23 protein-coding genes are annotated in these 25526 nt (G+C 71.8%); 10 read left to right on the top strand and 13 right to left on the bottom strand.

Translation table 11 applies throughout. From position 1 onward, the window contains the following. Window positions 1-73 precede the first annotated feature (73 nt). On the bottom strand, window positions 74-646 hold the full coding sequence (thpR, locus tag EDD90_RS30485) for an RNA 2',3'-cyclic phosphodiesterase (RefSeq protein WP_123976121.1): 573 nt from the start codon (window positions 644-646) through the stop codon (window positions 74-76). A 26-nt stretch (window positions 647-672) separates the two neighbouring features. On the opposite strand from thpR, the gene EDD90_RS30480 reads away from it, so the two are divergent. Next, window positions 673-1191, top strand: a complete 519-nt coding sequence (locus EDD90_RS30480) for a GNAT family N-acetyltransferase (RefSeq protein ID WP_123976120.1) — start codon at window positions 673-675, stop codon at window positions 1189-1191. A gap of 33 nt (window positions 1192-1224) precedes the next feature. On the opposite strand, the gene EDD90_RS30475 is transcribed toward EDD90_RS30480, so the two are convergent. The 3 genes from EDD90_RS30475 to EDD90_RS30465 form a co-directional block, all read right to left on the bottom strand. Further along, window positions 1225-2412 (bottom strand): TIGR03118 family protein, encoded by a 1188-nt coding sequence (locus tag EDD90_RS30475; protein WP_123976119.1) that lies wholly within the window; start codon window positions 2410-2412, stop codon window positions 1225-1227. 140 nt (window positions 2413-2552) lie between these two features. Next, window positions 2553-3899 carry an MFS transporter gene (locus tag EDD90_RS30470; RefSeq protein ID WP_123976118.1) on the bottom strand — a complete coding sequence of 449 codons (1347 nt, stop codon included), beginning with the start codon at window positions 3897-3899 and terminating at the stop codon, window positions 2553-2555. Between the two features lie 28 nt (window positions 3900-3927). Further along, entirely contained in the window at window positions 3928-4365 is a 438-nt protein-coding gene (locus EDD90_RS30465; RefSeq protein WP_123976117.1) for a MarR family winged helix-turn-helix transcriptional regulator, read from the bottom strand. A gap of 154 nt (window positions 4366-4519) precedes the next feature. Between EDD90_RS30465 and EDD90_RS30460 the strand changes: the two genes are divergently transcribed. Continuing rightward, window positions 4520-4702, top strand: a complete 183-nt coding sequence (locus EDD90_RS30460) for a ribbon-helix-helix protein, CopG family (RefSeq protein WP_185149277.1) — start codon at window positions 4520-4522, stop codon at window positions 4700-4702. 10 nt (window positions 4703-4712) lie between these two features. Here EDD90_RS30460 and EDD90_RS30455 read toward each other — a convergent pair whose 3' ends face one another. Then, entirely contained in the window at window positions 4713-6164 is a 1452-nt protein-coding gene (locus EDD90_RS30455) for an NCS2 family permease (protein ID WP_123976116.1), read from the bottom strand. A 112-nt stretch (window positions 6165-6276) separates the two neighbouring features. Here EDD90_RS30455 and EDD90_RS30450 point away from each other — a divergent pair, with 112 nt between their 5' ends. Both EDD90_RS30450 and EDD90_RS30445 read left to right on the top strand, forming a co-directional pair. Then, window positions 6277-6534 carry a DUF2530 domain-containing protein gene (locus EDD90_RS30450; protein WP_123976115.1) on the top strand — a complete coding sequence of 86 codons (258 nt, stop codon included), beginning with the start codon at window positions 6277-6279 and terminating at the stop codon, window positions 6532-6534. Between the two features lie 163 nt (window positions 6535-6697). Then, window positions 6698-9097 (top strand): HAD-IC family P-type ATPase, encoded by a 2400-nt coding sequence (locus EDD90_RS30445; RefSeq protein ID WP_123976114.1) that lies wholly within the window; start codon window positions 6698-6700, stop codon window positions 9095-9097. Window positions 9098-9175: 78 nt separating this feature from the next. Here the strand turns inward: EDD90_RS30445 and EDD90_RS30440 are convergent, their stop codons facing one another. The 4 genes from EDD90_RS30440 to EDD90_RS30425 form a co-directional block, all read right to left on the bottom strand. Next, entirely contained in the window at window positions 9176-10009 is an 834-nt protein-coding gene (locus EDD90_RS30440; protein ID WP_123976113.1) for a hypothetical protein, read from the bottom strand. Window positions 10010-10190: 181 nt separating this feature from the next. Next, the gene (locus tag EDD90_RS30435; protein WP_123976112.1) at window positions 10191-11126 is read right to left on the bottom strand and encodes a hypothetical protein; all 936 of its coding nucleotides are present in this window, start codon (window positions 11124-11126) and stop codon (window positions 10191-10193) included. Window positions 11127-11236: 110 nt separating this feature from the next. Further along, window positions 11237-14356: a sacsin N-terminal ATP-binding-like domain-containing protein gene (locus tag EDD90_RS30430; protein WP_123976111.1), complete on the bottom strand. Its 3120-nt coding sequence runs from the start codon at window positions 14354-14356 to the stop codon at window positions 11237-11239. Between the two features lie 365 nt (window positions 14357-14721). Next, window positions 14722-15648, bottom strand: a complete 927-nt coding sequence (locus EDD90_RS30425; protein ID WP_123976110.1) for a DUF3027 domain-containing protein — start codon at window positions 15646-15648, stop codon at window positions 14722-14724. A 454-nt stretch (window positions 15649-16102) separates the two neighbouring features. Between EDD90_RS30425 and EDD90_RS30420 the strand changes: the two genes are divergently transcribed. The 4 genes from EDD90_RS30420 to EDD90_RS30405 all read left to right on the top strand — a co-directional run bounded on the left by EDD90_RS30420 (window position 16103) and on the right by EDD90_RS30405 (window position 19545). Then, window positions 16103-17455 carry an MFS transporter gene (locus EDD90_RS30420; protein WP_123981831.1) on the top strand — a complete coding sequence of 451 codons (1353 nt, stop codon included), beginning with the start codon at window positions 16103-16105 and terminating at the stop codon, window positions 17453-17455. Window positions 17456-17517: 62 nt separating this feature from the next. After that, window positions 17518-17991, top strand: a complete 474-nt coding sequence (locus tag EDD90_RS30415) for a DUF2771 domain-containing protein (RefSeq protein WP_123976109.1) — start codon at window positions 17518-17520, stop codon at window positions 17989-17991. Then, entirely contained in the window at window positions 17961-18707 is a 747-nt protein-coding gene (locus tag EDD90_RS30410) for a futalosine hydrolase (RefSeq protein WP_123976108.1), read from the top strand. Before EDD90_RS30415 ends, EDD90_RS30410 begins: the two co-directional genes overlap by 31 nt. Further along, window positions 18697-19545 (top strand): 1,4-dihydroxy-6-naphthoate synthase, encoded by an 849-nt coding sequence (locus EDD90_RS30405; RefSeq protein ID WP_123976107.1) that lies wholly within the window; start codon window positions 18697-18699, stop codon window positions 19543-19545. Before EDD90_RS30410 ends, EDD90_RS30405 begins: the two co-directional genes overlap by 11 nt. Window positions 19546-19550: 5 nt before the next feature. Here EDD90_RS30405 and EDD90_RS58640 read toward each other — a convergent pair whose 3' ends face one another. Beyond that, window positions 19551-19934 carry a cold-shock protein gene (locus EDD90_RS58640; RefSeq protein WP_046734071.1) on the bottom strand — a complete coding sequence of 128 codons (384 nt, stop codon included), beginning with the start codon at window positions 19932-19934 and terminating at the stop codon, window positions 19551-19553. A gap of 188 nt (window positions 19935-20122) precedes the next feature. Here EDD90_RS58640 and EDD90_RS30395 point away from each other — a divergent pair, with 188 nt between their 5' ends. Further along, window positions 20123-20377 carry a hypothetical protein gene (locus tag EDD90_RS30395; protein WP_089101874.1) on the top strand — a complete coding sequence of 85 codons (255 nt, stop codon included), beginning with the start codon at window positions 20123-20125 and terminating at the stop codon, window positions 20375-20377. On the opposite strand, the gene EDD90_RS30390 is transcribed toward EDD90_RS30395, so the two are convergent. Further along, on the bottom strand, window positions 20350-20988 hold the full coding sequence (locus tag EDD90_RS30390) for an HAD family hydrolase (protein ID WP_398925930.1): 639 nt from the start codon (window positions 20986-20988) through the stop codon (window positions 20350-20352). The genes EDD90_RS30395 and EDD90_RS30390 overlap by 28 nt on opposite strands. Window positions 20989-21132: 144 nt before the next feature. Continuing rightward, on the bottom strand, window positions 21133-22062 hold the full coding sequence (locus EDD90_RS30385) for a hypothetical protein (RefSeq protein WP_123976105.1): 930 nt from the start codon (window positions 22060-22062) through the stop codon (window positions 21133-21135). A gap of 166 nt (window positions 22063-22228) precedes the next feature. Here EDD90_RS30385 and EDD90_RS30380 point away from each other — a divergent pair, with 166 nt between their 5' ends. Then, window positions 22229-24757 (top strand): helicase-associated domain-containing protein, encoded by a 2529-nt coding sequence (locus EDD90_RS30380; protein ID WP_123976104.1) that lies wholly within the window; start codon window positions 22229-22231, stop codon window positions 24755-24757. 37 nt (window positions 24758-24794) lie between these two features. Here the strand turns inward: EDD90_RS30380 and EDD90_RS30375 are convergent, their stop codons facing one another. After that, window positions 24795-25340 carry a hypothetical protein gene (locus EDD90_RS30375; RefSeq protein ID WP_260328183.1) on the bottom strand — a complete coding sequence of 182 codons (546 nt, stop codon included), beginning with the start codon at window positions 25338-25340 and terminating at the stop codon, window positions 24795-24797. Window positions 25341-25526: the final 186 nt, after the last annotated feature.

The raw sequence follows: 25526 nt of genomic DNA, 5'->3' as shown, positions 1-25526 counted from the left end.
GACGACGACGAACAGCAGCACCAGCACAACGGCCATGATCCGGTTCCGGGTCTTCGGGTCCACGGCAACGAGCCTAACCGGCCGCCCCGAGCCCCCAGCGGCCGACCACCTCGTACCGCGGCTGCTCCCCCCGCACCCCCGACGTCGGCAGATTGCTCCGCACCAGCGCCAGCTCCTCCACCGTCCAGGTCCGGCTGGCGAACTCGGCGAGCAGCTCGACGTACGGCCGTACGGCCACCGCGTCCCGGCTGCGGGCCACTGTCAGGTGGGCCTTGTAGCGGCGGTGCTCCCCCATCGGCAGGCCCGCCTTCCGCGCCGCCGCCTCCGCGCGGTCGGCCAGCAGCCGGAGGGTCTCCAGGTCGCCGTCGGCGCCGGCCCACAGAGCCCGGCCGTGCCCGAACTGCCCGCCGCCGGCGACGGCCAGCGGGAAGGCAGCGGTCCGGTGGGCCGCCCGCGCCAGCCGGTCCGACAGGTCCGGTACGACCCCGTCCTCGACCTCGCCGTAGAACGCGAGCGTGAAGTGCCAGCCGGGGCGGCCGGTCCAGCGCAGCCCCTCCGCGCCCGGCAGCCGCTTCAACTTGTCGACCTCGGCGGCGAGTTCGGCGACCACCTCGGGCGGGGGCAGCACGGCTGCGAAGAGTCTCATGCGGACCACCCTGCCATCATGGGGTGATGCGGATCACCATCAGAGAAGGCGGACCCGACGACGTTCCCGCGATACTCGGCATGCTCGACAGCTGCGTGGAGTGGCTGGTGGGGCAGGGGCGGACCGAGCAGTGGGGGACCACACCGCTGTCGGAGCGCGAGAAGACCGTGGAGTCGGTCGTCCGGTACATGGACGAGGGCGTGACCTACATCGCCGAGGCCGACGGGGTACCGGCCGCCACCCTGACCCTCACCGGCGCGCCCGGCGCCTATCTGGCCCACCTGCCGGCGCCCGGTGAGCCCGAGCGGTACATCCACTGGCTGGCCTCCGACCGCCGCTTCAAGGGGCACGGAGTCGGCAGCGCCCTGCTGGCGCACGCCGCCGAGGAGACCAGGCGGGCCGGGGTCTCGCTGCTGCGGGTGGACTGCTACGCGGGCGCCGACGGCAAGCTGGTCCGCTACTACGAGAGCAACGGCTTCACCCGCACCGACGCCTACACCGCGTCGGACGACTGGCCGGGGCAGGTGCTCGCCCGGCGGGTGTGACCGCCCGGCGAGCACCCGGGGTGCGGTGACGGATCACGGCGCGGCGCGCAGGGTGCCGAGCAGCCCGTCCGCCTCACCGTTGAGGCCCGCGGAGAACCAGATGCTGTCCCGGCCGCCGGACAGGGCGGTGCCCCGCTGCAGCCCCCACAGGCCGTCGATCACGATCGGCTGCCCGTTGCGGTTCCTCAGGGCTCCCTCGAACCGGCCGTTCCTCGGGTCGAAGGCGTTGATGCGGCCGTCGCCGAAGTTGCCGACGAGCAGGTCGCCCGCGAACTTCCCGAACCCCTTGGGCGCCGTCTCCAGGCCCCAGGGCGAGTTGAGCACACCCCGGCTGGCGAAGCGCCCGAGCAGCCGGCCCTTGGTGGTGAACACGTTGATGAAGCCGTGGCCCGCGCCGGGGACGTCGTCGTGCTTGGCATCGTCCTGCTTGGCGTAGGTCACGAAGATCACCTCGCCGAACTTCTTGATGTCGAAGGGCGCGTAACCGGCCGGGATGCGCGGGTCCCGGAACGCGCCGGCGGACAGGTTCAGTCGGGTGAAGTCGGGGCCGAAGGCGTCGATGCGCGCGTCACGGAAGTTCGCGACGAGGATGCGCGGCAGCCGCTCGTTGCCCTTGCCGCAGTCCGCGCCCTTGCTGTCCTTCTTCTGGCACTCCACCAGCGTCAGGCCCTTGAAGACGGCGTCGTCCTCCTGCGCGACCTGGACGGCGTTCGTCGGGTCCACGTTCTGGTTGAAGGCGAAGAGCCCGCCGTTCTCCCCCGCGAAGATGTAGCGCGCGGGACCGGTGCGACCGGACTCGGCCCTGAAGCGGAAGGCGCTGCCGTCGTTGCGCACGACCCCGGTCGGATCCGCGGTGTCGGGCAGCTGCGCGACGGGAGAGAGGACGTTGACCGGCTGCCGGTCCCGGGCGCCCGAGTACACCGTGGACGTGTTGGATCCGTTGTTGGAGACCCGGATCGCGCCTCTCGGCGTGTTGACCAGGCCCCAGGGGTTCACGAGGTTCTGGTCCTGCACCTCGGCCCTGCCCGCGATGTCGGAGACGAGGTCGCGCTCCACGAAGCCGTGATCGGCCTTGTGCGGCGCGTCCGCGGCGACGGACGGCGCGGCGGCGGCGAGCGCGCCGACCGTGCCCAGGGCCAGCACGACCGCGGTCAGCCGCCGTGCGCGGGAGCGGGGTCCTCGGGTCGGTCCCGGTGATACCGGTGATGCCATGGATGCCATGCGGATGCTCCTGTTTCCCGTACAGGTCCTCTATGGACATAACGGGAGAAGTCATCTCATATGACCGTCATCGCACTCGTGATCGACACGCGAACCCCGCCACCGGCACCCGACCGGCGCCACCCGGCACCCGGCACCCGCTACGCCACGGTGGCCATCCGCTCGTCCTCCCGCGGCACGAACCGCACCCGCGGGTGCCCCCGGTGCCAGCCGACCGACACGCGCAGATTGCCGACGCGGGCCAGGACCAGGCCGATGCCGATCGCCGCGGTCGCGGCGATCGCGCCGCCGACGGCGAGGCCCGCCCGGACGCCGTACGCGTCCGTGATCCAGCCGGCGATGGGCGCGCCGATCGGCGAGCCGCCCATGAACACCATCATGTAGAGGGACATCACCCGGCCGCGCATGGCCGGGTCGGTGCCCATCTGGACGGTGGTGTTGCCGGTGACGTTGACGGTCATGCCGAACATGCCGATCGGCACCATGAACAGGGCGAAGAGCCACAGCGAGGGTGCGGCGGCCGCCACCACCTCCAGGGCGCCGAAGGCGATCGCGGCCGCGATCATCACCCGCATCCGGGCCGTGCCACGTCTGGCCGCGAGCAGGGCGCCGACCAGGGAGCCGACCGCCATCAGGGTGTTGAAGGCGCTGTAGGAGCCGGCGCCGGCGTGGAAGACGTCGTCGGCGAAGGCGGAGAGATAGACCGGGAAGTTGAAGCCGAAGGTGCCGACGAACCCGATCAGGACGATCGTCCAGATGAGGTCGGGGCGGCCGGCGACGTAGTGCAGGCCCTCCCGCAGCTGGCCCTTTCCTCTCGGCGCGCGCTCGACGACGTACAGGTCACGTGCGCGCATCAGCAGCAGGCCGACGATGGGCGCGACGAAGGACAGGCCGTTGAAGAGGAACGCCCAGCCGGTGCCCACGCCGGTGATCATCAGACCGGCGACGGCGGGGCCGACCAGGCGGGCGGACTGGAAGTTCGCGGAGTTCAGGCTGACCGCGTTCTGCAGCTGGTCCGGGCCGACCATCTCGGAGACGAAGGACTGCCGGGCCGGGTTGTCGACGACCGTGGCGAGGCCGACGGCGAAGGCGGCGAGGTAGACGTGCCAGACCTGGACATGGCCGGAGAGGGTCAGCAGCGCGAGCGCGATGCCGGTGAGGGCCATCGAGGTCTGGGTGACGAGGAGTGCGCGCCGCTTGTTGAGGCGGTCGACCAGGACTCCGCCGTAGAGGCCGAAGAGCAGCATCGGCAGGAACTGCAGGGCGGTGGTGACGCCGACGGCGGTCGCGGAGCCGGTGAGGCTGAGCACCAGCCAGTCCTGGGCGATGCGCTGCATCCAGGTGCCGATGTTCGAGACGACCTGGCCCGCGAAGAACAGGCGGTAGTTCCTGACCTTCAGCGAGCCGAACATCGACGACTTGCGGGATGTGGGGGTAGTAGGGGCGGTCGGTGCGGGGGCGGAAGGTGCTCCGGATCCCGTACTCAAAGTGGGTTCGCCTCCTCGTTGCGGGGTTTTACAGATGTGCGAGCTTCTCCAGCACGGGGGCGGCGGCGCGCAGCTTCGCCCACTCGTCCTCGTCGAGACCGTCGACCAGTCCGGCCAGGAACGCGTTGCGCTTGCGGCGGCTCTCCTCGAGCATCGCCTCGGCCTGCTCGGTTCTGCTGACGACCTTCTGGCGCCGGTCCTCGGGGTGCGGCTCCAGACGGACCAGTCCCTTGGCCTCCAGCAGCGCCACGATGCGGGTCATCGAGGGCGGCTGGACGTGTTCCTTGCGGGCGAGCTCACCGGGGGTGGCCTGGCCGCAGCGGGAAAGGGTGCCCAGCACCGACATCTCGGTGGGGCTCAGTGACTCGTCGACCCGCTGGTGCTTGAGCCGTCGCGAGAGTCGCATCACGGCGGAGCGGAGGTCGTTCACGGCGGCTGCGTCGTCGCCATGGCTAAGGTCCGGCATGTTCTTTAGAGTAACTCATTACCCTAGCTAAGGACCACTCGGGACACGCCAGGATGCCCGTGACCTCGGCCACTGAACCCCATCGTCACCCGTACGAGTGAGACAAGTCCGGAAAGTGACGCGCCGGACGCGCGGATGTGGCGCCCTCATATGCATGGGGACCAGTGTGCTCAGCCTGCGGATAGACAAAGAGCTGCTCGACCGGCTCCGGCATCACGCGGCGAAAAGGGGAATGAGCGTCCAGGACTATGTGATCCGGACGCTCATTCGGGACGACTTCGACGAGCGGTTCTCGGCCGCCGTCGAGGAGACGGAGAGGTTCTACGAGGCCACCTGACCCCTGGGGATCAGGTGAGACCCAGAGCAGGCATCAGGTAGTAGAAGGCGAAGACCGCCGAGACGACGTACATCGCGACCGGGATCTCCTTGGCCCGGCCCGCGGCCAGCCGGAGCAGTACGAAGGTGATGAAGCCCATGCCGATGCCGTTCGTGATCGAGTAGGTGAACGGCATCATCACCATGGTCACGAAGGCCGGGATCGCGAGGGTGTAGTCCGCCCAGTCGATCTCCTTGACCGAACCGGCCAGGATCAGGAAGCCGACCGCGAGCAGCGCGGGGGTGGCCGCCTGGGACGGGACCATCGTGGCGACGGGGGTGAGGAACAGCGCCACGGCGAAGAGCGCGCCGGTGACGACGTTGGCGAAGCCGGTACGGGCGCCCTCGCCGACACCGGCCGTGGACTCCACGAAGCAGGTGGTGGCGGAGGAGGAGCTGGCGCCACCCGCGGCGACCGCGACACCGTCGATGAACAGGACCTTGTTGATGCCCGGCATGTAGCCCTGGGCATCGGTCAGCTTGGCCTCGTCGCTGACGCCCATGATCGTGCCCATGGCGTCGAAGAAGCAGGACAGCAGGACGGTGAAGACGAAGAGGATGCCGGTCAGCAGGCCGACCTTGCCGAAGCCGCCGAACAGGCTGACCTTGCCGAGCAGGCCGAAGTCCGGGGTGGAGACCGGGTTGCCCGGCCACGTCGGGACGGCCAGGCCCCAGGTCGTCACATGGGCGACGGCGTTGATGATCAGCGAGAGGACGGTCATCGCGACGATGGAGATGAGGATCGCGCCGGAGACCTTGCGGACGATCAGCGCGAGGGTGAGCAGCGCACCGAGGATGAAGACCAGGACCGGCCAGCCGTTCAGATGCCCGTCGGCGCCGAGCTGGAGCGGGACGGTGGTCTGGGCGGCGTCCGGGATACGGGTGACGAAGCCGGAGTCCACGAGACCGATCAGCATGATGAACAGGCCGATACCGATCGAGATCGCCTTGCGCAGGCTGTAGGGCACGGCGTTCATCACGCGCTCGCGCAGCCCGCTGGCGACCAACAGCATCACGATGAGGCCGGCCAGGACCACCATGCCCATGGCGTCCGGCCAGGACATCCGGGGCGCCAGCTGGAGCGCGACGACGGAGTTCACACCGAGACCGGCGGCGAGCGCGATCGGGACGTTGCCGATGACACCCATGAGCAGCGTGGTGAAGGCGGCGGTGATCACCGTGGCGGTGACCAGCTGACCGTGGTCGAGCTGGTGGCCGTACATGTCCTTCGCGCTGCCGAGGATGATCGGGTTCAGCACGATGATGTACGCCATCGCGAAGAACGTGGCGAAGCCGCCGCGCACCTCACGGGCCAGGGTGCTGCCCCGCTCGGAGATCTTGAAGTAACGGTCGAGCGCACCGTATGCGGGGGTCGCACCCGGCTGTTCGGGGGCGGGGGCCTTGGTGGAAGCCGGGGTAGACATTGGAGGTTCCTACGAGCAGAAGTAGCCAGACACAAACGGTTTCAGTATGAACGTATGAGTTCTAGATCGCTATCTCCGCGCGTAGACCCCAGAGGTGCGTAAGCTGAGCGCCATGGCGAAGTGGACCCCCAAGCACGAGGCACCGGAACCCCTGGAGGGCCCGGTCGTGCCGACCATCATCGGCGGCACGATCGTCTGGTTCGTCCTCTTCCTGGTCCAGCTCCCGTTCTACGGCTGGTTCTCCGACCACGGCCACGCCTGGTGGGTGTGGACCTGCCTGGCCGGCGCCGGCCTGGGCCTGATCGGCATCTGGTACGTGAAGAAGCGGGACGCGGCGATCAAGAGGGCGGCCGCGGCAAGCGCCTCGTAGGGAGCGCCCCGTCGGGGGCGCGGGGAACTGCGCGAGCAACCCCCACGGCGCCGCACCGGTTGACCCACCCCCTACTACCAGCGCACGACATCGCTCCTCCCCTGGTCGGATCTTCCGCCCACCCAGCGGGTGAACACCCAAATCCACACGTACCGTCGAATGCATGACGCACATCGACGCGGGCGCGGAGCTCGACCCTGTGCATCCGGTACCCCTCCCGGCGCCGGCCAGGACAACCGGCCTGACGTCGGCCGAAGTCGCGCAGCGCATCGCACGCGGCCAGGTGAACGACGTACCGGTGCGCAGCAGCCGCTCGCTCGGCGAGATCGTGCGGGCGAACGTCTTCACCCGGTTCAACGCGATCATCGGTGTGCTGTGGCTGGTCATGCTGTTCGTGGCACCGATCCAGGACAGCCTGTTCGGGTTCGTGATCCTCGCCAACACGGGCATCGGCATCGTGCAGGAGTGGCGGGCGAAACAGACCCTGGACTCGCTCGCGGTGATCGGCGAGGCCCGGCCGACCGTGCGCCGGGACGGGGCCGCCGTCGAAGTGAGCACGAACGAGATCGTGCTCGACGACCTGATAGAGATCGGTCCCGGCGACAAGATCGTCGTGGACGGGGTGTGTGCCGAGGCCGACGGGCTGGAGGTCGACGAGTCGCTGCTCACCGGTGAGGCCGACCCGGTCGTCAAACACCCCGGCGACCAGGTGATGTCGGGCTCCTTCGTGGTGGCCGGCGGCGGCGCGTTCGCGGCGACGAAGGTGGGCCGGGAGGCCTACGCGGCCCAGCTCGCCGAGGAGGCCTCCCGCTTCACCCTCGTCCACTCCGAGCTGCGCTCCGGCATCTCGACCATCCTCAAGTACGTGACCTGGATGATGGTCCCGGCCGCGATCGGCCTGGTCGCCACCCAGCTCCTGGTGAAGAACAACGGCCTCAAGGACGCCGTCGCCCGCACGGTCGGCGGCATCGTCCCGATGGTCCCCGAGGGCCTGGTGCTGCTCACCTCCGTCGCCTTCGCGATCGGTGTGATCCGGCTCGGCCGCCAGCAGTGCCTGGTCCAGGAACTCCCCGCGATCGAGGGCCTGGCCCGCGTCGACACCGTCTGCCTCGACAAGACCGGCACGCTCACCGAGGGCGGCATGGACGTCATGGAGCTACGGCCGCTGGACAGGGTCGACGAGACGTACCTACGCAAGGTGCTGGGCTCGCTCGGCGAGTCCGACCCGCGCCCCAACGCCTCCCTCCGGGCGATCATCGACGCCTATCCCGACAGCGTGGACTGGCGGTGCGTGGAGTCACTGCCGTTCTCCTCCGCCCGCAAGTACAGCGGGGCGACCTTCAGCGAGGGCGACGGGGAGCTGAGCACCTGGCTGCTGGGGGCGCCGGACGTGCTCCTCGGCGCCGACGACCCGGCATTGGCCGAAACCGTACGCCTCAATGAGCAGGGACTGCGGGTGCTGCTGCTCGCCCGCGCCGCCCGGGACCTCGACCACACGAAGGTGGCCGAGGGCGCCCGCCCCACCGCCCTGGTGGTCCTGGAGCAGCGGCTGCGCCCCGACGCCGGCGACACCCTCCGCTACTTCGCCGAGCAGGACGTCCGGGCGAAGGTGATCTCCGGCGACAACGCGGTGTCGGTCGGTGCCGTGGCCGCGAAGCTCGGCCTCAGCGGTACGACGGTGGACGCGCGCCGGCTGCCCGCCGAGCCCGGCGAGATGGCCGAGGCGCTGGACGAGGGCACGGTCTTCGGACGGGTCACCCCGCAGCAGAAGCGGGACATGGTCGGGGCGCTGCAGTCGCGCGGGCACACGGTCGCGATGACCGGGGACGGGGTGAACGACGTACTCGCCCTGAAGGACGCCGACATCGGTGTCTCGATGGGCTCGGGCTCCGAGGCCACCCGGGCGGTGGCCCAGATCGTCCTGCTCGACAACAGCTTCGCCACACTGCCCTCGGTGGTCGCCGAGGGGCGCCGGGTGATCGGCAACATCACCCGGGTGGCCACGCTGTTCCTGGTGAAGACGGTCTACTCGGTGCTGCTCGCGGTGCTGGTGGTCTGCTGGCGGGTGGAATACCCGTTCCTGCCCAGGCACTTGACGCTGCTGTCGACCCTGACCATCGGCATCCCGGCGTTCTTCCTCGCCCTCGCCCCCAACAAGGAGCGGGCCAGACCGCACTTCGTGCGCAGCGTGATGCGCTACTCGATCCCGGGCGGGGTGGTGGCCGGGGCCGCGACCTTCGTGACGTATCTGATCGCCCGTCACCACTACGCGGGAACAGGATCGTTGGACGCGGAGACCAGCGCGGCGACCCTGACCCTGTTCCTGGTCTCGATGTGGATCCTGGCGATCATCGCCCGCCCGTACACCTGGTGGCGGGTGGTCCTGGTCGCGTCGATGGGCGTGGCGTTCGTGTTCGTGCTGGCGGTGCCCGCGCTGCAGAGCTTCTTCGCGCTGAAGCTGGTGGGGGTGGCGATGCCGTGGACTGCCGTCGGCGTGGCCGTGGTGGCGTCGGCTGTGCTGGAGGTTCTCTGGAAGTGGGTGGAGCGGAGATTTCCGGTGTGATGCGGTGGTGATGCGGTAGTGGGAACTGCGCGGCCCGGTGGGGGCTGATCGCGCAGTTCCCCGCGCCCCTAAAGGGGCTTACTGCACGTCGACGTAGTCGCCCGTGGCGCTGACCGCCGGGGTCGTGGAGGTGCCGGCGAAGGAGTAGCGGTAGTAGCCGTCCACCGTCGCGGTCGTCGTGGTCTTCAGCGCGCCCGTCGAGGACGTCTTGATGGTCTTCAGCGTGGTGTAGGTGCTGGAGCCCTTCTTGCGGAACTGCAGCTTGACGGACTGGCTGCCGTAGCCCGAGTACTTGTGGGTGTCCCAGTTGGCGCGGGTCAGCGAGCCGGTGACCGTGATGGTCCTGCCCTTCTTGACCGGCTCGGGGGTGGCGTCGGCCGTCAGCTTGGACGCGCGCTGGACCAGGGTGGTGGCGAGGCCGCTCTGGTCCTTGTAGCCGACCTTGCTCAGGTCGGGGTTGGAAAGGCTCTGGCCGTTGAAGGCGACGGCCTCGGCGGCCACGCTCCAGCTGCCGGCCCAGGCGCTCTCCAGGTCACCGTCGGCCGGGTGGATGTTGATGTAACCCGTGCAGTTGGCGGTGGTCGAGGAGGTGGCGGTGCAGGTCGCGGAGTCGGCGTCGCCGTACAGCTCGGGGGCCGAGTCGCTGTAGGAGCCGTGGTAGAGGATGGCGTCCGTGTAGAAGTCCTTCGCGGCGATGTTCACGTCGGCGCCGTGGGTCAGCTTGTACGTGTACTTGACGCTGACCGCGGCGCTGGTGCCGACCTTGATCGCCTTGGTGATGGACAGGTTCGAGAAGCTGGCGTTCAGCGTGTACGGCGTGCCCGAGTTACCTACGGCCTGGGCGGCCGGGACTGCGAGGGCGGAGAGGGCCAGGGCGCCGGAGACGGCGGCCACAGTGGCACGAATACGCATGGATTCCCCAGGTGGAGAACAGTGGGCGCGGGGCCCAAGTGATCAGGGAGTCTGTTGACTCACGCGATCAGATCCATGAGCAGTGCAAGTGGTTGTACGAGTGAGGCGTAATCCGGCCAGATTTTGAATCCTTTGCGACCGGATTACGCCTCCATGGCCTTGCGGCTACCCGCTGTGCCTGCTACTTCACGTCGACGTAGTCACCCGTGGCGTTGACCGCCGGGGTCGTGGACGTGCCCGCGAAGGAGTAGCGGTAGTAACCGTCCACCGTCGCCTTGGTCGTGGTCTTCAGGGTGCCCGTCGAGGACGTCTTGATGGTCTTCAGCGTGGTGTAGGTGCTGGAGCCCTTCTTGCGGAACTGGAGCTTCACGGACTGGTTGGCGTAGCCCGTGTACGTGCTGGTGTCCCAGTTGGCGCGGGTCAGCTTGCCGGTGACCGTGACGGTCCTGCCCTTCTTGACCGGCTCGGGGGCCGCGTTGACCGTCAGCCTGGACACGCGCTGGAGCTTGACGGTGGTCAGGGACGGGTAGTCGACGAAACCGATCTTGCTCAGGTCGACGTTGGGGTCGGTCGGGTCCTGGCCGTTGAGGGCGAGCGCGCCTCCCTCCGCCTTCCAGGTGGTGGCGTCGGCGTTCGACAGCTCATCGCCCGGGTAGATGTCGATGGTGCCCTTGCAGTCGGCGGTGGTGGTCGAGGTGTCCGTGCAGGTCGGCAGGTCCTCGCCGACGAGGATCCCGCTCGGGTCGTCGTAGGAGCCGCGGTAGAGGTCGACGGCCAGAATGAAGTCGTCCGCGTGGATGTTCACGTCCGCGGCGTGCTTCACCGAGAAGGTCACCGGCACCGACACATGGCCGCCGATGCCCGCCGCAATCGGCTTGCCCTTGTTGATCTTCACGTTGGAGAAGGACAGGTCCAGCGTGTACGGCGTGCCGGTGTCAGCGGCGGTCGACGCGGTGTACGCGGACCGGCCGGACGCGGCATGCTGCGCGACGGAGGCGAACTTCGCCAGGTCGGCGGGGGTGTACGAGGAGCCGCCGGCGGCCTGCGCGGCCGGCATGGCGAAAGCGGAGAGAGCCAGGGCGCCGGAGACGGCGGCCACAGTGGCACGTATACGCATGCGTTCCCCTGCATGGAAGTGATCGGTGAGCCTTGTGGCTCGTGTGATCAGACCTCGGGAGCAGGGGAACGGTTGTACGCCGTCTGGACGTTGTGTGCGATCCGTGAAGTTCAGTCGAACCAGCGGTCCCGCGCCAGCTCCTCCGTCCTCGACGGGTCCTCCAGCAGCGCGGCCACCTCGAAGCGGCGCGGCCACTGGCCCGCGGCCCAGGCGAGACCGGCGGCCACGCCCTCCAGGGTCGCCGCGTGCAGGACGCCGTCCCCGGTGAGCCGCCAGTCGATCTCGACGCCGTCGACCACCAGTTCCTCGTGCTCGACGTACGTCTCCGGGGTGCGCGGGCCGAGCAGGACGTGCACCGACTCGGGGACGTCGTGTTCCGCGCCCTCCGAGTCGACCGAACCCGTCACGGACTCGCTCAGCCGCCGCACCTGGAACAGCTCGGCCAACTCCGCGGCCCGGAACGGCCGTACGGGCAGCAACGGCACACCGGTCGTGAACGGCAGCAGGTCCGGCGAGTCCACGACCACCGCGTCCGCCGCGTCCACGACCTCGACCCGGCCGTCGACCACGGCCCGCACGTCGTCGGGAAGCGTGACCTGTTCGGGGTCGAGGTCGGCCAAGGCTCCGTACAGGGCGTGCAGTTGACCGGAGGTGACCGGGCGGTCCGGGTCGGCGAGGCGGTCCAGGAGCTCGGCGGCACCGCCGGGCTCGTCGAGGAGCGCCGCCACCGAGGTCCGTACGCCCAGCGCCCGCAGCACCTGCTCGTCCTCGAAGCCGGTCGCGTCGGCCTCCTCGTAGAGACCGCGCAGCAACGGGTCGCCGCCGGCGGCCAGCAGTCCGGCGGGTCGGCGGCCGTCGAGAACCGGATGGCCGCGCAGCCACCAGGCGGTGTACGGCCGTACGACCTCATGGGTGCCGTCCGGCAGCAGGATGCGGACCGGCTGGGTGAGGGCGTCACGGAGCGGGGGCTGGGCGAGGAGGGCGAGCGCCTCCGGCCAGCGGTCCTCGTCGACCAGGTCGAGGTCGCGGACGGCGATCAGCTCGGTGGCGACCGGCGGCACGGGCGTGTCCGGGAAGCGGTCGAGGATGTCCTCGCACCAGACGTCGACGGCGTCGAGCAGGCCCGCGTCGTCGGGTTCGGCGAAGTCGCCCTCGCGCGGCTCCAGTTCGTCCGGGTCCAGCACGACGTCGGTGGCGCGGACGAGCGCGAAGTTGGCGAGCACACCGCAGGCGGCCAGCGGCTGCTCACCCCACTTCTCCGCCAGGTCGGCGGCCACGGAAGCCAGTTCGTCCTCTCTGATCACCCGGGCGAACGCGCTGCCGGGCAGGACCAGTTCACCCGCAGGGGCCAGCTCGCCGTCCTCGTCTGGCAGGGCGAGGGCGCCCAGCCAGGGCTCGTCACCGGGTTCAAGGCCGGCGTCCCGGACCAGCGCCAGCACCGTGTCCGCCAACTCCTCGGCGTCCGGGGCTTCCTCCTCCCAGTTCACGCCCCCCTCGTCGTCGAGCGAGGCCGCCACGGCGGCCCGCACCTGCGGGGTGGTGAGCACCGCGCGCGGGGACGCGGGGAGAGCACCGAGCTTCTCCAGAAGGGGGTGGGCGACGTCCTCGTGGGCGACCTTGAGGCCGAGCCGGGCCAGGACCTCGGGGTCGATGACGGTCGCGTCGGGGGTGGGCAGGAGGACCTGGCGGGGCCCGATGGTCGTACGGCCGTCCGCCAGCGGCACCGGCAGTCCGGACAGCCGTTCCGGGTCGACGCCCGCGAGGCTGTCGTAGAGCCGCCACCACCAGTCCGGGTCCTTCTCCAGTCCGGCCAGCCGGTCGACGGCGTCGGCGAGCGGGAGCCGGGCGACGGACAGCGTGCGCAGCTCGACGCGGCGTTCCAGCCCGGCGGGCAGGAGGGTCGGAAGGACCTCGGCGAGGACGCGGACCGTGTCGGCCCCCGCCCCTTCGACGATCTCGGCATCGCGCGGACGCAGTGCCTCGGGAAGGTCGGAGTCGTCGGCCGCGTCGACGGCGGGCGGCAGGAACGCGGTGCGCGGCAGCCGCTCCAGGATCGCCTGGCGCAGCGCGCCGTCCAGTTCGCCCTTGCCGAGCGGGCCGGGCACGAGGTGGATGATCCCCTCCCCCACCGGCCGCCAGTCGGCGAGGAGTTCGGCGTACGCGTCGGCCGCGCGCTGCACCAGGAAGTCGGTGAGCGGGCCGGGGGCCGCGTGCCGGCGGGTGGTGTCGAGGGGGAAGGAGGCGATGAGGAGGGCGGGGACGCCAAGGGGCTCGTCGCTGGGGGTGGGGGCGTGCACGACGGCGGCGGTGCGCGGCCGGTCGGGGGCGCCCGCCGAGTCCGTGGGCACGGCCCAGGTCAGCGACCAGTGCGGGCGCAGCCGCTCCTCGACCGGGCGGTCGGCGAGCAGGTCGGGGGTGAGCGGCCCGTGCGCGGAGACGGTACGCCAGAGGGTCGTGCCCTCCTGGGAGTCCTCCACGACGGTGAGCGCGCCGTCGGCGCGGCGGCGCAGGGTGCGGGTGGCGTCGGCCGTCTCGATCACGACCTCCTCCAGACCCGGCAGGGCGAGCAGGAGGGCGTCGTCCACGGCGTCGAGGAGACGCTCGGCGAGGTCGGTGGCCGCCGTGTCCCGCAGCGGCAGGATCACGACCGTGTCGTACGGGTCCGGGGCGGTGCCCTCGGCCGCGAACGGGAGCCGGAGCAGCGGCACATGGCCGTCCCGGCGGCGGATCTCGTCGCCGAGCCCGGGGCTGTTACGGGCGGTCTCCTCGGCCAGTTCCCGGGCCTCGGGCAGGGACCAGCGGACCCCGCCGTGCCGTCCCACGACCGCGGGCTCGTCCGTCACCGCCAGCACGGCGGCGAAGCCGACACCGAACCGCCCCACCGCCCCCTCGTCGTCCCCCCGCTTGGCGGAGGCGCGCAGGGTGGAGAGGGACTCGACGCCGGCCGCGTCCAGCGGGGCGCCGGTGTTGGCGGCGAACAGGACGCCGTCGCGGAGGGTGAGCCGGAACCGGCCCGGGACGCCGGCCCTCGCCGCCGCGTCGGCCGCGTTCTGCGCGAGCTCCACGACGAGCCGGTCCCGGTACCCCCCGAGGACCAGGTCCTCCTCGGCGTTGGCGTCCTCACGGAAGCGGGCGGGGCTGGTGGCCCAGGCGTCGAGGACACCGCGGCGCAGGCGGGCGGTGCCGAAGGGGTCGGCGCCCTCGGCGGCGGGCCGCACGAACTTGCTCACGTTCACTCTCCTCGTCGACGTGAGCACGAAGGTACCGCCTCACCGGGGGGTCTTCTGCTGGAGGCCGCCGACCTTGGCCGGGAGCCTGTGGGTGGTGGCGACCGTGCCGCCCGGCCGCTCGACGGGTCAGGGTGAAGAGGCCGAGCCACCCCGCACACCGGCCCCGGCTCACCCGGACGGGGCGCGCCCGGCGTCCGGGAACGCGGGCCTCGGGCTCATGGGCCACGGCCCGCGGGCCGTCAATCCCGAACCGAAGGACACGCGAGGAGAAAGCCCCGGAGGACCACAAGGAGAAAGACACACCGGAGAAACGCCACCGCAGGCCTCCCGCACCTCGCGGGCGGCCCGTGGTGAAGCGGCGTCGGCTAGGAGTGCCCCAGCTCCGCCGTCTCCTCGTCCGAGGCCGCCGGGACCGAACCGGAGTCCGCGGCGGGCCGGAGCGGGAAGGGATCGACGCGGGTCTCGTCGATCACCGGGGGCGCCACCACCGGAGGCTTCGGCATGACCGCGGCCTCCGAGTGGCCGCCGCAGCCGTAGGAGAGGGAGACCACCCGGCCGTCGGCCGGCGAGAACTCGTTGGCGCAGACGCCGAAGGCCTGGCCGAGGGAGCCGCCGATGGGGCTCAGGAAGCCGCAGCTGACGCAGGTCGCGGGGGCCGCCTGGGCCATGGGGGTCTTGGCACCGAACGCCTCCTCCCAGCGGTCGGCGGCGGTGTGCAGGCCGTAGCGGGACAGAACCCGGGCGCGGCGCATGCCGAGTTCCTCGGCGACCGAGGCGATCGTGCCCCGGGTGGGGACCGTGGGGAGATGGGCGGGGGTGCCCGCGGTGACCTCGGCGTCCTCCGCCTCCGCCAGCTCCTCCATCTCCGCCGAGACCGGGGAGTCCGCGGCCGGCTCGTCCTCGCCGCTGTAGCCGGGTTCCAGACGGAGGTCCTCGGCCTCGGTGGGCAGCAGGTCGCCGGGGCCCATGTCGCCGGGGCGCAGCCGCTCGCTCCACGGCACCCACTCGGGGGCGAGGAGGGCGTCAGAGCCGGGGAGGAGGACCACCTCGTCCAGCGTGACGACCTTGGCGCGGGAGGCGCGGGCCACCGTCACCGCCCAGCGCCAGCCGCGGTAGCCGAGTTCCTTGCAGGCGAAGAAGTGCGTGACGACGCGATCGCCCTCCGCCACCACGCCGGCGTGCTCGCCCACCACTCCGGGTGCTGCGGCCTCCTCGGCGGCGGCGCGGGCGAGGTCGACCGCCTCGGCGCACAGACGGTCGGGGGTGCGGCTTCGCGTTGTCGCTGCGCTCACAGGTATCGCTTCTCTCCTACGCCGTCTCACGAGTGCGGCTGCCTCCGGCGGTGGGGCGGACGGAGCGGACCTGTGGGCCGCATCGACGTCCGCGTCCGATCGCGCTCGGGCGCACCTCTGCCATCCATTGTGCGTTATGTATGGCTGAGATAGGCACGCTACCCCGTCGCCGGTGGTGGGGGACAGTCCGGCGCGGTGCCTGGGCGGCGGCCCTGGGTCGAAGGCGGTGCGGGGAGGGGGGACTGCATCGTCGCGGGCTGCGGGTGAGTGAGGGCTGGGCGCGCAGTTCCCCGCGCCCCTGACGGGGCGCTACGAGCGAGAGCGTCTCACGGGGTGCTCGGACTCGCTTGGCCACAAAGTGCACTGGGGGCCGCATACTCAGGGCACTATGAAGCACGTGGCAACCGCGAGGTCACCCCAACGTGCCGTCGGGGTCGGTAGCGGTGCGGGCCGGATGCGCGGTGCCGCCCGCTCCGTCGGGCGTGCCCTGCACCTCCCGGTGACCGGAACCGCCCGGGGTATCCGCAAGGCCACGCACGCGCACGGCGCCGGTGAGTCCGGCCTCGGCAAGCTGATCGAGCTGCACGCGGTCAACGGCGCGGGTGACGTGATGATCACCGTCGCGCTCGCCTCGACCGTGTTCTTCTCCGTACCCACCGACGAGGCCCGGGGGCGCGTCGCGCTCTACCTCGCCATCACCATGGCGCCCTTCACCGTCCTCGCCCCCGTCATCGGCCCCCTTCTCGACCGCCTCCCGCACGGCCGCCGCGCCGCGATGGCCGCCTCCATGCTCGCCCGGGCGCTGCTCGCGCTGGTGGTCTCCGGGGCGGTGGCCGGCGGCGGCCTGGAGCTGTATCCGGCCGCGCTCGGCGTGCTGGTCGCGTCCAAGGCGTACGGGGTGGTGCGCAGTGCCGTCGTGCCCCGCCTCCTGCCGCCCCGGTTCTCGCTGGTGAAGGCCAACTCCCGGGTCACCCTCGCCGGGCTGCTCGCCACCGGTGTGGCCGCCCCGATCGGGGCCGGGCTGCATGCCATCGGCGACCCCTGGCCGCTCTACGGCGCCTTCGTGATCTTCGTCGCCGGAACCTTTCTCTCCTTCTCCCTGCCCCCGAAGGTCGACTCCGCCAAGGGCGAGGACGTGGCGCTGCTCGCCGCCGACGAGGAACATCTGCACGGCCCGCTCCGGAAGCAGGCGAAGGAGGCGAAGCGGCCGGGGCTGCGGACCGTCGGACCCGCCGTCACCCACGCGCTCGGCGCCAACGCGGCCCTGCGCTGCCTCTCCGGCTTCCTGATCTTCTTCCTGGCGTTCCTGCTCCGGGAGCACCCGCTGACCGGTGAGAGCGCGGCGGTGTCGCTGGGGATCGTGGGCGTCGCGGCGGGCGCGGGCAACGCCCTCGGTACGGCGGTGGGGTCCTGGCTTCGCTCCCGCGCCCCGGAGATCATCATCGTGACGGTGGTCGCCGTGGTGCTGGGTACGGCGATCGTCGCGGCCCTGTTCTTCGGCGCGTTCCTGGTGGCCGTCCTCGCCGCCGTGGCCGGTTTCGCGCAGGCGCTGGCCAAGCTCTGCCTGGACGCGCTGATCCAGCGGGACGTGCCGGAGCTGGTGCGCACATCGGCGTTCGCGCGCTCGGAGACGCTGCTCCAGGTGGCCTGGGTGTTCGGCGGCGCGGTGGGCATCGTGATGCCGCTGAACGGCACCCTGGGCCTGGTGGTGGCCGCCGCGATCGTGGCTGCCGGCTGGCTGACCACCCTGCGCGGTCTGCTGGCCTCCGCCCGGCACGGCACCCGAACGCGCCCGCGAGTGGCGTAACGAACCGGGCACGCCGTACCCCACATGGGGAGACGGCCGAGAGCGCCCGATAGCCTTCGGCCATGACCACGCTGCACTCCCGCTCGCGACGCCGCCGCGTCGTCGCCGCCGCCGGCGCCGTTTCCGCCGGACTGCTCGTTCTGTCGGCCTGTGACAAGCCGACCCCGATCGCCACGATCACCGTCGGCACGAACTCGGTCAACTCCGAAGCCACCTGCTACAACGACGGCAAGGCCCTGGACACGGCCTCCCTCACCAGCTGCCTGAAGGACACCGGGATCAAGTCCATCAAGGTGGACCCGGACGACACCGTCCGCTTCGGCGTCGACCCGAAGATCGCGGACAACGGCTGGACGATCCTGATGAACGGTCAGCCGCTCACCGACTCCAGCACCAAGACCTACCGCACCATCCCGGGCAGCGTGTTCTTCAACGCCCAGTACGGCGCCTCCGGCAACCAGACCCTCGTCTCCATCAAGGAGGGCGACAAGTCGGTGCTGGGCCTGTGGTCGTTCAAGCTCAAGAAGGACGCCTGACCACGTCCGCCGTACGCATCCTGGTAGCCACCGCGGTCCCGGCCGAACGGGACGCGGTGGCACGGGCGTTCGGCGACGCGGCCGAGGTGCCGCTACCGGCGGCGACCCTGCTGCGCACTCGCGGGGGGTACGACCTCCTCGCCGCCGGGGTCGGCCCGGCCCTGGCCGCCGCCGGCACCGCGACCGCGCTCACGGCCGCCGCCCTGGACGGCCGCCCCTACACGCTGGTCGTCTCCGCCGGGATCGCCGGCGGTTTCCAGCCGGAGGCCCCGGTCGGCTCCCTGGTCGTCGCCGACGAGATCACCGCGGCCGACCTGGGTGCCGAGACGGCCGACGGGTTCGTGCCGGTCACCGAGCTGGGCTTCGGGACCGTCAGTCACCGTCCGCCGGATTCGCTCGTACGAGCGACCGCCCAAGCGGCCGGTGCTCACTCCGGAGGAGTACTCACCGTCTCCACGGTGACCGGAACCGCCGCCCGCGCCGCCGAGCTGCGCGCCCGGCATCCGCACGCCCTCGCCGAGGCCATGGAGGGCTTCGGGGTGGCCGAGGCGGCCGCCGCGCACGGGGTGCCCGTGCTGGAGATACGCGCGGTCTCCAATCCCGTCGGCCCCCGCGACCGCGCCGCCTGGCGCATCGGCGACGCGCTGGCCGCCCTGACCGAGGCCTTCGGGAAGCTCGCGCCCGTCCTGGAGAGTTGGAACCCACATGACCAGTGACCCTCTGCGTATCGCGTACTCGCCCTGCCCCAACGACACCTTCGTCTTCGACGCCCTCGCCCACGGCCGGGTCCCGGGCGCGCCCGCACTGGACGTGACCTTCGCGGACATCGACATCACCAACGGCATGGCCGAGCGCGGCGAGTCGGACGCGCTGAAGGTGTCGTACGCCGTGCTGCCGTACGTCCTCGACGAGTACGCACTGCTGCCCTGCGGGGGCGCGCTGGGCCGGGGCTGCGGGCCGCTGGTGCTGACCCGGGAGGCCGGGACGGACCTCACCGGCCGTACGGTCGCCGTACCGAGCGAGAGGTCGACGGCGTACCTGCTGTTCCGCCTCTGGGCCGCGGACACGATTCCCGGTGGCGTGGGCGAGATCGTGGTCATGCCCTTCCACGAGATCATGCCGGCCGTACGGGACGGGAAGGTCGACGCGGGGCTCGTGATCCACGAGGCACGCTTCACCTACCAGAACTACGGCCTGCACAAGCTCGCCGACATGGGCGAGCACTGGGAGGACACGACGGGCCTGCCGATCCCGCTCGGCGCGATCATCGCCAAGCGCTCGCTCGGCACGGAGACACTCACCCGGCTCGCCGACTCGATCCGTACGTCCGTCCACGCGGCCTGGGACGACCCCGAGGCCTCCCGGCCGTATGTCATGACGCACGCCCAGGAGATGGACCCGGCCGTCGCCGACCAGCACATCGGGCTCTACGTCAACGAGTTCACCTCGGAACTCGGCGAGGACGGCTACGCCGCGGTACGCGGACTGCTCACACGCGCGGCGGCCGAGGGACTCGTTCCGCCCCTCGGCCCGCACGCACTGGATTTCCCATAAAGGATTTACACGTCGAGCTGGTCCGCGACCGCTCGCAGCAGCCCGGCGATCTTCTTGCCGGCGGTCTTCTCGGGGTAGCGGCCGCGCTCCAGCATCGGCGTGATGTTTTCCAGCAGGGTCGTCAGGTCCTGCACGATGGAGGCCAGTTCGTCCGGCTTCTTGCGCTGGGCGGCGGCGACCGACGGAGTGGGGTCGAGAAGGACCACCGACAGCGCCTGGTCACCGCGCTGACCGGCGACGACGCCGAACTCCACGCGCTGACCCGGCTTGAGTGCGTCGACCCCGTCGGGGAGAACCGAGGAATGGACGAAGACGTCACCGCCGTCGTCGCGGGAGAGAAAGCCGAAGCCCTTCTCACTGTTGAACCACTTGACCTTGCCGGTAGGCACGTCTGTCCTCGTCCTCGTATCTCGTCGGAAACTGCTCGGAAAACTTCTGAATGCAACAGCTCTGGAACGGGCCTTGATAGCACTCGGGCGGGTCGACCATGACCCGCCGGTACCAAGGCTAATGGTCTTCGGGCGCGTGACAAGACGTCGCCCGGTTGTTCCTTCGGGCAGGGAACTACCCTGGTCGAGTGCGTGACAAAACCCAAGCGAATTCCGCCGGGCCCGGTGACCGACTGATCCGCGCCGGTGCCGTGGTCTTCTTCATCGGTACGGTGGCCACACTCGTCACCGTGATACCGCTGTTCCTCGGTGCGAAGCCTTTTCCGACCTACATGTACCTGCTGAGCATGCTCATGGGCGTCGGCTTCCTCGTCGCCGGCGCCGGCGTGCTCCAGTCGATCGCGGCGGGACGCCGTCAGGCCCGGGAGGCGTCCTCGCGGTAGGCGGCGAGCCAGGCGGGCAGCTCGGTGAGGTCCGCGAGGACCACATCGGCGCCCGCCGCACGCAGCTCATCGGCATCGCACGGCCCGGTGGCCACGGCCACGGACAGGGCTCCCGCCTTACGCGCCCCACGTACGTCCCCGACATGGTCGCCGACGTACACGCCCGCGCCGTGCTCGCGCAGCGCCTCCGCCTTCTGCTCGGCCCACAGATCCCCGACGACGGCGTCGGGGACTATGCCGAGGTGGCTGAGGTGCAGCTTGGCGTTGGGCTCGTACTTGGCGGTGACCACGACCGTCTTGCCCCCGGCGTCCCGCACGGCGGCGATGGCCTCCCGCGCCCCGGGCATGGCAGGAGTGGCGGCAATGGCGATCTCCGGATACATGGCCCGATACAGATCACTGATCTCCGCGATCCGCTCGGCCGGGAACCAGTGGACCAGCTCCTCCGCGAGCGGCGGCCCCAGCCGGGTGATCGCCAGATCGGCGTCGATGTACGTCCCGGTCCGCTCGGCGAGCGCCGTGTAGGCGGCATGGATACCGGGCCGCGAGTCGATGAGGGTCATGTCGAGATCGAAACCGACGGTCAGGGCGTGATCAGTCATATGCGCCATTGTGCCGGTCCCTGCGGGCACTGGGCCGGGGGCTGGGGCTGGGGTCGGGGAGGGGGAGAGAGCTGGGGCCGAGGGTGAGAGCTGAGGCCAAGGGAAGGCTGGGGCCGGGGGAACGCTGAGGTCGGGGGTGAGAGCTGGAGTCCCCTACCGCGTCCTCTGCGACCGCCACACCAGATAGAGCGCCGACGCCACCGCCGCCCCCCGTACCACCCACGGCCACGTCTCCCCCACCGCACCGCTCATCTGCCCCTGCGCGATCGGCGCGCCCCACCGCCCGTCGCTCCGCCCCCACAGCCAGACCACCCCGGCCGCGACGGACAGCCCCGGTACCCACATCACCGCCAGCTTGGTCTCCGTCGGGGTGAGCCGTCGGGAGCCGTACGCGGTCAGCCAGCCGAGCAACAACGCGAACCAGTTGCCCAGCACCGCGCCCACGACCAGCGCGGCCGCGGCGAGCAGCAGCAACGGGTTGCTCCAGCCGGCGCCCGCGCCGGCGCCGGCGCGGGGAAGGAGACGGACCCTGCGACGCGGGGCGACCTCGGCCTCCGGAGCCTTGGGAGCCGCGGCCTCTTCCGCCGCCGCGGGCTCGGCCTCCTTCCGGAGCCGCGGTTTCCTGAGCAGTTCGGGGATCTCCACCCCGCCCACGAACCCGGGCACACCGTCGCCGTCCCCGAACGGGCTGCTGTCCACCCGCCACCAGTCGGGCTGCCCCGGACCGCCGCCGTCGGACTCGCCGTACCGGGGGCTCGGTACGACGTCGCGCAGATCTTCGGCGGGCGGTGCGGCCGGTCTCCCCGCCTCCCGTTGGACGGGGACCGCGGCCGGCGGCTGCGGGACGGTGTCCGTCGTACCCCCCGCCGCCTCCACCACCTCGTCGGGCGTGCCCAGCCGGTCCAGGATGCGCCGTACGGCGGCGGGGCTGTCGACGGTCGTCTTCGCCCGGTGCCGGTCGATCTCGTTGCGCAGCCCGGAGACCAGGCGCATCCGGTCGGCCGACGACAGCTGGCGCTGGTGCGCGATGTCCCCGACGCGGCTCAGATACTCGTAGACGACCTGATCGCTCTCGATACCCACGAAGTCCCCTCCGGGGCCGCTGCGTTCAATACCCCGTCCCGACGACGTTAGCGCAGCCCGCCGTTCACGTCGGCCCGCGCACCGACCGGCAGCGCGTTGCGAGCCGGGGCGGTTGCCGAACCCGGGTGATCCCGGTCTCCGCCCCGCACCCGCTACCGTGGGTCGGATGAGCAACCCGGCCACTCCGCCGCGCTCCCTCGCGGAGGCGCTTCGCGCCAGAGACGACGCCTCCCTGGCCGTACTGCTGCGCGCCCGCCCCGACCTCATCACCCCCGTCCCCACCGACCTCACCCAGCTGGCCACCCGGGCCGGTACCCGCGCCTCGGTGCTGCGCGCCCTGGAACGCCTGGACCGGTTCGCTCTGCAGGCCGCGGAGGCGCTGGCCGTGGCGGGCGACCCGGCGCCGTACCGGGAACTGCTGGGGCTGATGGCCGGTGACGCCGGGGACCAGGTGGTCGCCGCGGCCCTGCCGCGTGCCCTCGGCGCGCTCCGCGACCAGGCGCTGGTGTGGGGCGACGACGACCGGCTGCGGCTGGTGCGGACCGCGCGCGAGGTGCTCGCGCCGTCCCCGCAGTACCCGTCCCCGACCGGGCTCGGCCCGACCGTGCGGGAGGCGACCTCGGGGATGTCGCCGGGCCGGATCCAGGAGATCGTTGCCGCGGCCGGGCTGCCCTCGACGCATGACTCGGTGTCGGCCGTGGACGCGCTCGGCAAGCTGTTCGGCCACCGGAAGAAGATGGCCAAGCTGCTCGCCGCCGCACCCGCAGAATCCCGCGAGGTCCTGGGCCGGCTGGTGTGGGGGCCGCCGTACGGCCAGGTCACCCCGGAACCGGCCGCCCATCTGCGCTGGCTCCTGGACCGCGGCCTGCTGCTGCCGACCGCGCCGGGCACGGTGGTGCTGCCCCGAGAGGTCGCCCTGCATCTGCGCGAGGGCCGCGCCCACCGCGAGCCGGAGCCCGCGCCCCCCGCCGTCGAGCCGACGGCCACCCACCGTCCACAGGTTGTGGACGCCACGGCGGCCGGGCAGGCGTACACCGCGCTGGCGACCGTCGAGGAGCTGCTGAAGGACTGGGACGAGGGCGGCCCGGCCGTGCTGCGGGCCGGCGGACTCAGCGTCCGGGACCTGAAGCGGACGGCCGTGGCCCTGGACGTGCCCGAGCCCATCGCCGCCTTCTGGGTCGAGCTGGCCTACGCGGCCGGGCTGCTCGCCTCCGACGGCGAGGCCGACGAACGCTACGCGGCCACCCCCGCCTACGACGAGTGGCTGGACCGCCCGCCCGCCGAGCGCTGGGCCCTGCTGGCGGAGGCCTGGCTCACCGCGACCCGCACCTCCGGCCTGGTCGGCGGCCGGGACGCCAAGGACCGCGCCCTGTCGGCGCTCGGCCCCGGACTCGACCGCTCGGCCGCGCCGGAGGTACGGCACCGGGTGCTGACCCTGCTCGCCGCGCTCCCGGAGGGCACCGCCCCGGCCGCCGAGTCGGTGCTGGCCCGGCTGCGCTGGGAACGCCCGCTGCGCGGCCCCCAGCAGAGGGACGACGACCTGCGCGGCCGGCTGGCCCGCTGGACCCTGACGGAGGCCGAGCTGCTCGGCGTGACCGGACGCGGGGCGCTGTCGGCACACGGCAGAGCGCTCCTCGGCGCACCGGCGGCGGAGAAGGCGCCCGCGCAGCCCGGCGGCCCCGGTGACAAGCTCCCCGTGCACCATCACCCCCATCCCGTCCCCGTCCTCGAACCCCTCTCGCCGCCCGAGCAGGCCACCGCCACCGCGAACGCGGGCCGGCTCCTCGCCCCGCTCCTGCCCGAGCCCCTCGACCACGTTCTTCTGCAGGCCGACCTGACGGCGGTCGCCCCGGGCCCGCTGCGGCGCCCGCTGGCGGACGCGCTGGGCGTGCTGGCCGACGTCGAGTCGAAGGGCGGCGCCACGGTCTACCGCTTCACGCCGGCCTCGGTCCGCCGCGCCCTGGACGCCGGACGCACCGCCGCCGACCTGCACGCCTTCCTCACCACGCACTCCCGTACCCCGGTCCCGCAGCCGCTCGCCTACCTGGTCGACGACGTGGCCCGCAAGCACGGCCATCTGCGGGTGGGGGCGGCCTCGGCCTATGTCCGCTGCGACGACGACACGGTCCTGGGCGAGATCATGGCCGACAAGCGCGCCGCCGCCCTCCGCCTGCGCCGCCTGGCCCCGACGGTGCTGGCCACCCAGGCCGACCCCGGCACGCTCCTCGAAGGACTGCGCGCGATGGGCTACGCCCCCGCGGCCGAGTCCGCCGAGGGCGACGTCCTGATCACCCGCGCCCACGCCCACCGCACCCCGCCGCGCACGGCCCCGGAACCGGTCCCGGACGGCCCGCCGGCACCGGACTCCACCCTCCTGTCGGCCGCGATCCGCGCGATCCGCGCCGGCGACCTGGCCGCCACCGCCCCGCGCAAGCCCGCCGGTGCCCCCGTCAGCGGCGGCGAGCTCCCGCGCACCACCCCCGCCGAGACCCTCGCCACCATGCAGGCCGCCGTCCTCACCGGCGACACCCTCTGGATCGGCTACGTCAACGCCGAGGGCACCGCCAGCCAGCGCGTCATCGCCCCGATCCGCGTGGAGGGCGGCTTCGTCACGGCGTACGACCACACGGCCGACGAGGTGCGCACCTATCCCCTGCACCGGGTGACGGGCGTGGCGGAGCTCGCCGAGGAGTAGGAGAAGCAGGAGAGCAAGGGCAAGAGGGGGCGGCGGACTAGCAGTTCCGCACGGGCGCGGTGGCCGGCAGGCCGAAGTGGGCCCGGGCCAGGGTCTGCAGCCCGGCGGACTCCGCCTCCATCCCCTGGCCGATGCGGGACTCGGCGTAGTGACTGAAGTGGCTGTCCTCCCACCCGCTGCCGTCGTCCGGCTCCTCCTCCTGGGAGACGACGCGATAGCCGCCGTTCACCGGGTCCCGCTCCAGCCGCATCACCTGCGGTATCTGCGCGCCGCCACACATCACCAGGGCGCCCGCGCGCACGCCGTACTCCTCGCACAGGGTGTTGATGCCGGCCCGCACCCGGTTCTCGCTCTGCTCCAGGTCCAGCGCCTCCGCCCGGCAGAACCACCGTGATCTGAGATCGGGCTCGCTCTCTCCGGCTCCGCTCCCGGCGGACTGCGTCACGAGCCGGGCCTCGATCGCGGGACGTACGTCGGCCCACAGACCGGCGTCCACCGCGCTCGACCCGCGCGCCCACACCCCGGCGGCCACCAGCACCACCACAGCCCCCGCGCCGGGTCCCCAGATGCGTATGGACGTCACCGCACGCCTCCTCGCCGGGCCACGCGCGCTGCGCGGCCTCCACCGGACATGACACCCGAAACGGGCCCGAGGTTGCACCGGACGATCAGACGGGGTCCGTTCGGGGACCGAGGTGATCGCTCGCGCATGAGGCACACTGGAACTTTGGTCCATGACGATGGCCGCATGAACGGCCTCATGGGCCGG

This window comes from Streptomyces sp. Ag109_O5-1, assembly GCF_003814875.1.
GTDB classification, from domain to species: domain Bacteria; phylum Actinomycetota; class Actinomycetes; order Streptomycetales; family Streptomycetaceae; genus Streptomyces; species Streptomyces sasae.
This window is presented reverse-complemented; position numbering and strand designations above follow the sequence as displayed.

Coding starts and splice junctions, on each gene's coding strand:
- thpR (WP_123976121.1), bottom strand. CDS start 646: ATGAGACTCTTCGCAGCCGTGCTGCCCCCGCCCGAGGTGGTCGCCGAA.
- EDD90_RS30480 (WP_123976120.1), top strand. CDS start 673: ATGCGGATCACCATCAGAGAAGGCGGACCCGACGACGTTCCCGCGATA.
- EDD90_RS30475 (WP_123976119.1), bottom strand. CDS start 2,412: ATGGCATCCATGGCATCACCGGTATCACCGGGACCGACCCGAGGACCC.
- EDD90_RS30465 (WP_123976117.1), bottom strand. CDS start 4,365: ATGCCGGACCTTAGCCATGGCGACGACGCAGCCGCCGTGAACGACCTC.
- EDD90_RS30460 (WP_185149277.1), top strand. CDS start 4,520: ATGGGGACCAGTGTGCTCAGCCTGCGGATAGACAAAGAGCTGCTCGAC.
- EDD90_RS30455 (WP_123976116.1), bottom strand. CDS start 6,164: ATGTCTACCCCGGCTTCCACCAAGGCCCCCGCCCCCGAACAGCCGGGT.
- EDD90_RS30450 (WP_123976115.1), top strand. CDS start 6,277: ATGGCGAAGTGGACCCCCAAGCACGAGGCACCGGAACCCCTGGAGGGC.
- EDD90_RS30445 (WP_123976114.1), top strand. CDS start 6,698: ATGACGCACATCGACGCGGGCGCGGAGCTCGACCCTGTGCATCCGGTA.
- EDD90_RS30440 (WP_123976113.1), bottom strand. CDS start 10,009: ATGCGTATTCGTGCCACTGTGGCCGCCGTCTCCGGCGCCCTGGCCCTC.
- EDD90_RS30435 (WP_123976112.1), bottom strand. CDS start 11,126: ATGCGTATACGTGCCACTGTGGCCGCCGTCTCCGGCGCCCTGGCTCTC.
- EDD90_RS30420 (WP_123981831.1), top strand. CDS start 16,103: ATGCGCGGTGCCGCCCGCTCCGTCGGGCGTGCCCTGCACCTCCCGGTG.
- EDD90_RS30415 (WP_123976109.1), top strand. CDS start 17,518: ATGACCACGCTGCACTCCCGCTCGCGACGCCGCCGCGTCGTCGCCGCC.
- EDD90_RS30405 (WP_123976107.1), top strand. CDS start 18,697: ATGACCAGTGACCCTCTGCGTATCGCGTACTCGCCCTGCCCCAACGAC.
- EDD90_RS30390 (WP_398925930.1), bottom strand. CDS start 20,988: ATGGCGCATATGACTGATCACGCCCTGACCGTCGGTTTCGATCTCGAC.
- EDD90_RS30380 (WP_123976104.1), top strand. CDS start 22,229: ATGAGCAACCCGGCCACTCCGCCGCGCTCCCTCGCGGAGGCGCTTCGC.